Source organism: Mesorhizobium sp. CNPSo 4670, from assembly GCF_057784235.1.
The window spans coordinates 47,417-58,033 of sequence record NZ_JBWJFQ010000034.1 but is presented as its reverse complement, the minus strand read 5'-3'; the positions used below and the strand labels follow the sequence as shown (position 1 = coordinate 58,033).

3 protein-coding genes are annotated in these 10,617 nt (G+C 67.0%); all 3 read right to left on the bottom strand.

Annotated features, from left to right (window positions below; all coding sequences use genetic code 11):
• The coding region (locus AC0ZT5_RS33740) for a DUF4347 domain-containing protein (protein ID WP_488499973.1) at window positions 1-3,917 on the bottom strand (3,917 nt) is incomplete at its 3' end.
• A gap of 108 nt (window positions 3,918-4,025) precedes the next feature.
• On the bottom strand, window positions 4,026-4,802 hold the full coding sequence (locus AC0ZT5_RS33735) for a DUF4347 domain-containing protein (protein ID WP_488499972.1): 777 nt from the start codon (window positions 4,800-4,802) through the stop codon (window positions 4,026-4,028).
• Between the two features lie 855 nt (window positions 4,803-5,657).
• Window positions 5,658-10,610 carry a DUF4347 domain-containing protein gene (locus tag AC0ZT5_RS33730; protein WP_488499971.1) on the bottom strand — a complete coding sequence of 1,651 codons (4,953 nt, stop codon included), beginning with the start codon at window positions 10,608-10,610 and terminating at the stop codon, window positions 5,658-5,660.
• Window positions 10,611-10,617: the final 7 nt, after the last annotated feature.

Below are 10,617 nucleotides of genomic sequence, written 5' to 3'. Positions count from 1 at the left end.
GCGCCGGTATCGCCGGTCGCACCTGTGGCTCCGGTCGAACCTGTGGCTCCCGTGTCGCCGGTCGCACCTGTGGCGCCCGTTGCTCCGGTATCGCCGGTCGCGCCTGTCGGACCCGTGGCGCCCGTATCACCGGTCGCGCCTGTGGCTCCGGTTGCTCCAGTTGAACCTGTGGCTCCCGTATCGCCAGTGGCGCCGGTCGAACCCGTGGCGCCCGTATCACCGGTCGCGCCTGTGGCTCCAGTTGCCCCAGTCGAACCTGTGGCACCGGTAGAGCCCGTGGCTCCGGTATCGCCGGTTGCGCCAGTCGAACCTGTTGCGCCGGTATCACCAGTCGCGCCGGTGGAACCCGTGGCGCCCGTATCGCCGGTCGCGCCTGTGGCTCCGGTTGCTCCAGTTGAACCTGTGGCTCCCGTATCGCCAGTGGCGCCGGTCGAACCCGTCGCGCCGGTATCGCCGGTCGCACCTGTGGCTCCGGTTGCTCCAGTCGAACCTGTGGCGCCCGTGTCGCCGGTGGAACCCGTGGCACCGGTATCGCCGGTCGCACCTGTGGCTCCGGTTGCTCCGGTCGAGCCAGTAGCTCCCGTATCGCCAGTGGCGCCTGTCGAACCTGTGGCGCCGGTATCGCCGGTCGCACCTGTGGCTCCGGTCGAACCTGTGGCTCCCGTGTCGCCGGTCGCACCTGTGGCGCCCGTTGCTCCGGTATCGCCAGTTGCTCCGGTTGAACCCGTGGCACCGGTCGAGCCAGTCGCTCCCGTATCGCCAGTGGCGCCGGTCGAACCCGTGGCGCCCGTATCACCGGTCGCGCCTGTGGCTCCAGTTGCCCCAGTCGAACCTGTGGCACCGGTAGAGCCCGTGGCTCCGGTATCGCCGGTTGCGCCAGTCGAACCTGTTGCGCCGGTATCACCAGTCGCGCCGGTGGAACCCGTGGCGCCCGTATCGCCGGTTGCACCAGTCGAGCCAGTTGCGCCGGTATCGCCGGTCGCGCCGGTCGAACCCGTTGAGCCCGTCGCTCCGGTATCGCCGGTCGCACCTGTGGCTCCGGTCGAACCTGTGGCTCCCGTGTCGCCGGTTGCACCGGTCGAGCCAGTTGCGCCGGTATCGCCTGTGGCGCCGGTGGAACCCGTGGCGCCGGTATCGCCTGTAGCGCCGGTCGAACCTGTGGCTCCCGTGTCGCCGGTGACTCCGGTTGAACCCGTGGCGCCCGTGTCGCCGGTCGCACCTGTGGCTCCGGTTGCTCCAGTCGAACCTGTGGCGCCCGTATCGCCAGTGGCGCCGGTCGAACCCGTGGCACCTGTTGCACCCGTCGATCCGGTAGCTCCGGTATCGCCGGTCGCGCCGGTATCACCGGTCGCGCCAGTCGAACCCGTAGCGCCGGTATCGCCGGTCGCGCCTGTGGCTCCGGTTGCTCCAGTCGAACCTGTGGCTCCCGTATCGCCAGTGGCGCCTGTCGAACCCGTCGCGCCGGTATCGCCGGTCGCACCTGTGGCTCCGGTTGCTCCAGTCGAACCTGTGGCTCCCGTATCGCCAGTTGCCCCAGTCGAGCCGGTGGCACCGGTAGAGCCCGTAGCGCCGGTATCGCCGGTCGCGCCTGTGGCTCCGGTTGAACCGGTCGAGCCAGTCGCTCCCGTATCGCCAGTGGCGCCTGTCGAACCCGTGGCGCCCGTATCGCCGGTCGCACCTGTGGCTCCGGTTGCCCCGGTCGAGCCGGTGGCTCCGGTTGAACCGGTCGAGCCAGTCGCTCCCGTATCGCCAGTGGCGCCTGTCGAACCCGTGGCGCCCGTATCGCCGGTCGCACCTGTGGCTCCGGTTGAACCGGTCGAGCCGGTGGCGCCCGTATCGCCGGTCGCGCCGGTGGAACCCGTGGCGCCCGTATCGCCGGTTGCTCCAGTCGAACCTGTTGCGCCGGTATCGCCGGTCGCGCCGGTCGAACCTGTTGAGCCCGTCGCTCCGGTATCGCCGGTCGCGCCTGTCGAACCCGTGGCACCGGTATCGCCGGTCGCACCTGTGGCTCCGGTTGCTCCAGTCGAACCTGTGGCTCCCGTATCGCCAGTGGCGCCGGTCGAACCCGTGGCGCCGGTATCGCCGGTCGCACCTGTGGCTCCCGTGTCGCCGGTCGCGCCAGTGGGACCCGTGGCTCCAGTATCGCCGGTCGCGCCTGTCGGACCCGTGGCGCCCGTATCACCGGTCGCGCCTGTGGCTCCGGTTGCTCCAGTTGAACCTGTGGCTCCCGTATCGCCAGTGGCGCCGGTCGAACCCGTCGCGCCCGTATCACCAGTCGCACCTGTGGCTCCGGTTGCTCCGGTCGAGCCAGTAGCTCCGGTATCGCCAGTCGCACCGGTCGAACCCGTAGCGCCCGTATCACCAGTCGCACCTGTGGCTCCGGTTGCACCGGTTGAGCCGGTATCGCCAGTCGCGCCTGTGGCCCCGGTTGCGCCACTCGAACCCGTGGCGCCTGTATCACCAGTCGATCCTGTGGCACCGGTCGCACCTGTTGCGCCGGTCGAACCTGTGGCGCCGGTATCTCCGGTCGCACCAGTGGAACCCGTAGCACCGGTTGAGCCGGTTGCACCGGTCGAGCCAGTAGCTCCAGTATCGCCGGTTGCGCCAGTCGACCCTGTTGCGCCTGTATCACCAGTCGCACCCGTGGCGCCCGTATCGCCAGTGGCGCCGGTCGAACCTGTGGCTCCAGTATCACCAGTTGCGCCCGTTGAACCCGTGGCGCCTGTCGAGCCAGTGGCGCCTGTCGAACCCGTGGCGCCCGTATCGCCGGTCGCACCTGTGGCTCCAGTCGAACCTGTGGCGCCTGTTGCGCCGGTCGAACCTGTGGCACCGGTCGACCCTGTGGCGCCGGTCGCACCTGTAGCGCCAGTCGATCCCGTAGCGCCGGTCGCACCCGTCGCGCCCGAACCTGTCGAACCTGTGGCACCGGTCGAACCTGTGGCGCCGGTCGCGCCCGCACCTGTCGAACCCGTGGCGCCGGTCGAACCCGTGGCGCCGGTCGCACCCGTCGCGCCCGCACCTGTCGCACCTGTGGCGCCGGTCGGGCCAACGTTTGTTCCAGCAGATGAAGGGGTTACCGCAAAGACACCGTTGTTGTTAGTGCCGTCCGCACCAGCAACCGTAACCGTGCCAGTGCCAGAAGCAGGAACAGTAAAGGTACCCGCCGCAACTTGGGTAAAATCTTGATTGGAGTTGTTACCCGACTGTGGAACGAGCGCAGTAATTGTATATGTTGACGCCACTCCAGTCGTGGGAACGTTTAATATAATCGCAACTGACGTGAAGGGTGAAAGGGCCTCAGACGGAAGGGAGAAGCTGGCAACGATAACACCAGTAGAAGTGGTGACATAGTATTCAACAGCAAACATTTTTCCAACGTTCGCTGATGTATCAAGCGTCCCATTAAGGGTAACTTCCACGCTCAAGATGCCCGAATAGCTAGCCATGCCCGTCGCCGTCAGCGGCGCCGCTTGCCCGTCGGCCAGCTCCCATTGTCCACCCAGGGCGGCCGCGCCGACCAAAGCGCTGGCCGCGCCGACATACACCCCCGTAGCTCTCTCGACAGCATCGACAAACGCCTGCCCTGCCACGCCGCGACCGGTCTCGCAGCTCCACAGCCGCAGGTCGCCGTCGCTTGCCAGGGCCCGGCCGATCGCGGCAAGGTCGCCGGCATCGCGCGCCAGCGTTTCGCGCGACCATTCGCCGGCCGCGAAGGCGACGCGCCCAGGCGCGCCGTGGGCGATGATGTGCACTGCCGCAAGGCCTTGGCGGCCGGCCAGTGCCGCCGCCATCTGTGCGGCCGCCGGCCGCGCCGCGTCGAGGAGCACCGGCTGGACGCCGGCCCGCAGCCCGGCAAGGATGGCGGGTATGTCGGTGACGGCAGGATCGATGAACAGGACTTCGGGCTCGAACGTCATGGCTCGCCCGCTCTGAGGGTATGCGGGCGAAACCTGCTGCGTTGATGCGTAAAGGCCCCGCGTGGCGGGGCTATGGAAGGGATCCGAGGTGAAGTCCTTAAACATGGCTCACCCCTTCGGCCCGACGGCGCCGGATGGAGGCGCGGGCACATCCACGGTGAAGCCGGCGGAAGTGAACTTGCCGCTTTCGTCGAAGACGCCGACGTCGAGGCTCGTCGCTCCGCCCGGCACCCTGACGGCGATCCTGAAGGCGTTGTTGGCCATGTTCGGCAGATTGAGGTTGCCAACAATCGTGCCGTGGTCCCTGTCGACCACGAAGTAGGTCGTCGAGCCGCCGGTCATGCCGGTTGGGATCAAGCCGGAGACCGTGATCTCGATCGCGGCAAGCACTGCTGCATAGCCCATGATACCCTCCTCCGTCAGCGGCGGCCGCGCCGCGGTGTTCCTTGTCAGTTTCCATCGTCCGCCGAGCGTCGGCGACCCAACCAGGTCGGTGGCGGCCGCAACCGGCGCCCCCGCAGCGCGCGACAGCGCATCGACAAAATCGGTTCCGGCGGTGCCGGCGCCCGCGTCACAGCTCCACAGAAGCAGCTCGCCGCAGCCACCCAATGCCTGGCCGATCGCGGCGAGATCGGCCTCATCGTGCTGCAGCGTGCGCGCCGACCAATCGCCGGCCGCAAAGCACACCCGCCCGGGCGCGCCGTGCGCGATCACGTGCACGGCGTCGAGGCGGTCACGAGCTTCGAGCGCCCGTGCCATCTGGTGCGCGGCCGGGGATTTGGCATCAAGCACGATCGCCTCGACCCTTGGCCTCAAATTGCCGAGGATGGTGCCTAGATCGGATACCGAGGGATCGACGAAAACGAGTTCGGTGGCGCTGGCCATGGCGAGATCCCGCTGGTTCCAACTGGGTTCAAGCTGAGAGCATCCGCCGGCGACGCCCGGCGCGGCGGGGTCGGGCGCGCGAGCAGGCCGCGCTGTGCTGAGATCTTCGTGGAGGGCGGAACAGCGGCGGCCTGGCTGCCAGCCGCCGGCTGCGGCGGTCCGTCGCCGCTGTCGGATTGCGGACCTATCGACGCCGGAAATCGCTCCGCGCCGGGCCCAACTCGCACGCAATCTCACCCCACCCACGACACACTCCCGCCACTGGTCACGCCGACGGATCGGCGTCCAAACGCGAGGGAACTCTGGAACGGGAAACCTGTCCGCCTCTGCGGACGGGCAACGTTGACGCGGCTTTCAAGGCGCGCTCAAAGAACGCGCCTTCATCATCGCACGCGATGTGGCTTAACGACCCCCAGATCCTTCCCCAAAACTTCGCAGGACTTCGGCAACCCAACCGTACGACCTGCGGACACACCCCGTGTCACACATTAGTAAAATCGAAAATTAGGGATTTGTAAACTATAAAGTGGAGATTTGGTGAATGGCCAGGAACAAGATGGCCGAACTTGGCCAGTATCGAAGAGCCGAAGCCGCACAGATTCTTTTTGAAAATCGCAGCCTTGGCGGCTTCATTTCCGTTTGCGCCGACTTACTAAAATAATCGCATCCCCCAGCCAACTGCTGCCCTCCCTGGAAGCCAAAGATGGCCGGCGGAGGACAAGTCAAGCGCGGTTTTTTGCGCAAGACGATGCCGCGCGATCCGACAAGAAATGGAAACGCGCGAACTTCCAGCGAAGTCCGCGCGCCCCTTTTTCAAACCTGGACCAGTCTCCGGACGTGGTCCATTAACATTCCTCACTCATGCGGCTTCAAGAGATCCTTCAGGGTCGTCTTGATGGAGTGATCGTCGCTGGCGTAGCCGGCGCCATGCTTTGTCTGGTCCGAGCTGAGATCCGTGCTCGCCCCCGACGGCTTGTTCTGGTTCTGGCCAAATCCGCTCATCGTCTTGAGGACATTGAGCAGATCTGTCGACACCGATGTAGAAGCCAGGCCGATCAGGTTGCGGAACGACGCATGGCTGTCGTGATCACTGTTGCCATGTGTCGAGCCCGACTGCAGGAATTTTGCAGTGTCCTTGAGGCCGAGCGAGGTGGAGGTGACGTTGGCTTTGTGACCAGGGCCGTTTTCGGCATTGTTGTGGTTCCCGGAACCACCAGGTGCATCCTGATCTCCATTGCCAAAGCCGTTATTGCCATGGTCGTGGTCACCTGTGTCACCGCCGCCCGAGCCCGTGGCTCCGGTCGCACCTGTCGCACCAGCCGTACCAGTCGCACCGGTCGAGCCAGTCGCACCTGTCGAGCCGGTGGCTCCGGTAGAGCCCGTTGCACCAGTGTCGCCAGTCGCGCCGGTCGAACCGGTCGCTCCGGTATCGCCGGTCGCACCCGTGGCTCCAGTTGCTCCGGTATCACCCGTGGCGCCGGTCGAACCCGTCGCTCCGGTATCGCCGGTCGCACCCGTGGCTCCGGTTGCTCCAGTCGCTCCGGTATCACCGGTGGCGCCAGTCGAGCCCGTCGCTCCGGTATCGCCGGTCGCACCCGTGGCTCCGGTATCGCCGGTCGCACCCGTGGCTCCAGTATCACCCGTGGCGCCAGTCGAGCCAGTCGCACCAGTATCGCCGGTCGCACCTGTGGCTCCAGTTGCTCCAGTCGCTCCGGTATCACCCGTGGCGCCGGTTGCACCGGTCGAGCCCGTTGCACCTGTTGCTCCAGTGTCGCCAGTCGCTCCGGTCGCTCCAGTCGCTCCAGTATCGCCCGTCGCACCAGTCGAGCCGGTTGCTCCAGTCGAGCCCGTTGCACCTGTTGCTCCAGTGTCGCCAGTCGCTCCGGTCGCTCCAGTCGCTCCAGTATCGCCCGTCGCACCAGTCGAGCCGGTGGCTCCGGTCGAGCCGGTTGCTCCAGTCGAGCCGGTTGAGCCTGTCGCTCCGGTCGAACCGGTGTCGCCAGTCGAGCCGGTCGAACCCGTTGCACCAGTGTCGCCAGTCGCACCCGTCGAGCCAGTTGCGCCGGTCGAACCAGTCGAACCCGTCGCACCCGTCGAGCCGGTGGCTCCGGTTGAGCCGGTATCACCAGTTGCACCTGTCGAGCCAGTCGCTCCCGTCGAGCCCGTCGCTCCGGTCGAGCCAGTTGCGCCGGTCGAACCAGTCGAGCCAGTCGCACCTGTCGAGCCGGTGGCTCCGGTCGAGCCGGTGGCTCCGGTCGAGCCGGTGGCTCCGGTCGAGCCGGTGGCTCCGGTCGAGCCGGTATCACCAGTTGCACCTGTCGACCCAGTCGCACCCGTCGAGCCAGTGGCACCCGTCGAGCCGGTATCGCCAGTTGCACCCGTCGAGCCAGTCGCACCCGTCGAGCCAGTGGCACCCGTCGAGCCGGTATCGCCAGTTGCACCCGTCGAACCCGTCGCACCAGTCGAGCCGGTGGCCCCGGTCGAGCCGGTTGCTCCAGTCGAGCCGGTCGAGCCCGTCGCACCAGTCGAGCCGGTGGCCCCGGTCGAGCCGGTATCACCAGTGGCACCTGTCGAGCCAGTTGCGCCGGTCGAACCAGTGGCACCCGTCGAGCCTGTCGCTCCAGTCGAGCCGGTTGAGCCTGTCGCTCCGGTCGAACCGGTGTCGCCAGTCGAGCCAGTCGAACCCGTTGCACCAGTCGAGCCGGTGGCTCCAGTCGAGCCGGTCGAACCCGTTGCACCAGTGTCGCCAGTGGCACCCGTCGAGCCGGTTGCGCCGGTCGAACCAGTCGAGCCAGTCGCACCAGTCGAGCCGGTGGCTCCGGTCGAGCCGGTTGCTCCTGTAGAGCCGGTATGACCAGTCGAACCCGTCGAACCTGTTGCTCCAGTCGCGCCGGTCGCACCGGTAGAGCCGGTATGGCCGGTCGCACCCGTCGAACCAGTGGCGCCGGTCGAGCCGGTTGCTCCGGTAGAGCCGGTATGACCAGTCGCACCGGTCGAACCCGTTGCTCCGGTATGACCAGTCGCACCCGTCGAACCAGTGGCGCCGGTCGAACCAGTATGACCCGTTGCTCCGGTTGCCCCGGTAGAGCCAGTCGCACCGGTAGAGCCTGTCGAGCCGGTATGGCCGGTCGCACCCGTCGAACCCGTTGCTCCGGTCGAGCCGGTATGACCAGTCGCACCGGTCGAACCCGTTGCTCCGGTATGACCAGTCGCACCCGTCGAACCAGTGGCGCCAGTGGAACCAGTATGACCGGTTGCTCCGGTAGAGCCAGTCGCACCGGTAGAGCCTGTCGAGCCGGTATGGCCGGTCGCGCCCGTCGAACCCGTTGCTCCGGTCGAGCCGGTTGCTCCGGTATGACCAGTCGCACCGGTCGAGCCAGTTGCGCCGGTCGAGCCGGTATCACCAGTTGCACCTGTCGAGCCGGTCGCACCCGTCGAGCCTGTCGCTCCGGTCGAGCCGGTTGAGCCTGTCGCTCCGGTCGAACCGGTGTCGCCAGTCGAGCCAGTCGAACCCGTTGCACCAGTCGAGCCGGTGGCTCCAGTCGAGCCAGTCGAACCCGTTGCACCAGTGTCGCCAGTCGCACCCGTCGAGCCAGTTGCGCCGGTCGAACCAGTCGAGCCAGTCGCACCCGTCGAGCCCGTCGCTCCGGTCGAGCCGGTATCACCCGTTGCACCTGTCGAGCCAGTTGCTCCGGTCGAGCCAGTCGCTCCGGTAGAGCCCGTTGCACCCGTGGTTCCTGTAGCACCAGTGTCGCCAGTCGCACCTGTCGAACCAGTTGCTCCGGTCGAACCGGAGGCGCCGGTCGAGCCAGTCGCTCCAGTATCACCCGTGGCACCAGTTGAGCCAGTCGCTCCGGTAGAGCCCGTTGCACCCGTGGTTCCTGTTGCACCAGTGTCGCCAGTGGCACCTGTCGAACCAGTTGCTCCGGTCGAACCGGAGGCACCAGTTGAGCCGGTCGCTCCGGTAGAGCCCGTTGCACCCGTGGTTCCAGTTGCACCAGTGCCGCCAGTCGCACCAGTCGAACCGGAGGCGCCGGTCGAGCCAGTCGCTCCGGTATCACCCGTGGCGCCGGTCGCACCTGTGGCTCCGGTTGCGCCGGTGGAGCCCGCGGCTCCGGTATCACCGGTGGCACCAGTTGAGCCAGTCGCTCCGGTAGAGCCCGTAGCACCCGTGGTTCCAGTTGCACCAGTGCCGCCAGTCGCACCTGTCGAACCGGAGGCGCCGGTCGAGCCAGTCGCTCCGGTATCACCCGTGGCGCCGGTCGCACCTGTGGCTCCGGTTGCGCCAGTCGAGCCCGCGGCTCCCGTATCACCGGTGGCGCCAGTCGAGCCGGTCGCACCTGTCGAACCGGTGGCGCCGGTCGAACCCGACGCTCCGGTGTCGCCCGTCGCGCCTGTAGAGCCCGTGGCGCCAGTTGAACCCGCGGCGCCGGTATCACCTGTTGCTCCGGTTGCGCCAGTCGCACCTGTGGCTCCGGTTGCGCCAGTAGAGCCTGCGGCTCCCGTATCACCGGTGGCGCCGGTCGAACCCGAGGCGCCGGTATCACCCGTAGCTCCGGTTGCACCCGTCGCACCTGTGGCTCCGGTCGCACCCGTGCCGGTCGCACCCGTGGCGCCGGTATCACCTGTAGCTCCGGTTGCACCCGTCGCACCTGTGGCTCCTGTCGCGCCCGTGCCGGTCGCACCCGTGGCGCCGGTATCACCTGTAGCTCCGGTTGCACCCGTCGCACCTGTGGCTCCTGTCGCGCCCGTGCCGGTCGCACCCGTGGCGCCGGTATCACCTGTAGCTCCGGTTGCACCCGTCGCACCTGTGGCTCCTGTCGCGCCCGTGGCTCCGGTCACACCCGTGCCGGTAGCACCCGTGGCGCCTGTCGCGCCCGTCGCTCCGGTTGCACCTGTGGCGCCGGTCGCACCCGCGCCGGTCGCTCCCGTAGCGCCGGTCGGGCCCGCCGGGCCCGTCGCGCCAACTGTACTGGTGCTGAAGCTCCCAACATCAAATAGATTTCCGCCGCCCCCATTGGCGGGACCCGCCGTGAAATTGTAAGTATTACCGGCGCCTGGAGTAAGTGTGCCATATAAATTGAAGCCGCTGTCGTAAATCACATAAGTATGGGTAGGATCTGGGATTGTTATTGTTACTGCAAATTCACTGACCACTCCGTTACCCGATTGTGGAAGCGGAAAGCTACCAACCAACAAATCAGGATTTGCTGTTGTATCTACTATGTAATATGTATTTATACTGGCGCTGCCATTCTGAGTGGTCAAGTTGCCAGTGAGTGTCAGATCAACCGAAAGCACGCCGGCGTAACTAGCCGCCCCATCTGGAGTCAGCGGCGGCAGGGGTGACGTGGGCGAGCTCGCGCGTGCCGACAGTTCCCAGGAGCCGCCCAGGGCGGCTGCGCCAACCAACGATCTCGATGCGCAGACGTCCGCGCCTGTGGCCTCTTCCAGTGCCGCCACGAAGGTCTCGCCCGCATCCCCCGACGCCGTCTCGCAGCTCCACAGCCGCAGTTCGCCGTCCGCGGCAAGCGCCCTGCCGATCGCTGCAAAATCGTCAGCCGCTTCGTTCAACGTGCCTGTCGACCACTCTCCTGAAGTGAAGCCAAGCCGGCCAGGCGCGCCATGTGCCATGATGTGGATCGCATCGAGGCTTTCGTGCCCTGCGAGCGCGGCAGCGATCTGCTGCGCGGCCGGCCGGCGGCCATCGAGCACGACAGCCTGGACTTGCGGTCGCACGTTGCCGAGAACCGTCTCGAGGTCGGAGATTGAAGGATCCAGAAAGAGAATTTCAGAGGCACGGGCCATGACTGGC

What these genes read in the sequence shown, in the direction of transcription:
- AC0ZT5_RS33730 (WP_488499971.1), bottom strand. Translation starts at nt 10,610, where the DNA reads ATGGCCCGTGCCTCTGAAATTCTCTTTCTGGATCCTTCAATCTCCGAC.
- AC0ZT5_RS33735 (WP_488499972.1), bottom strand. Translation starts at nt 4,802, where the DNA reads ATGGCCAGCGCCACCGAACTCGTTTTCGTCGATCCCTCGGTATCCGAT.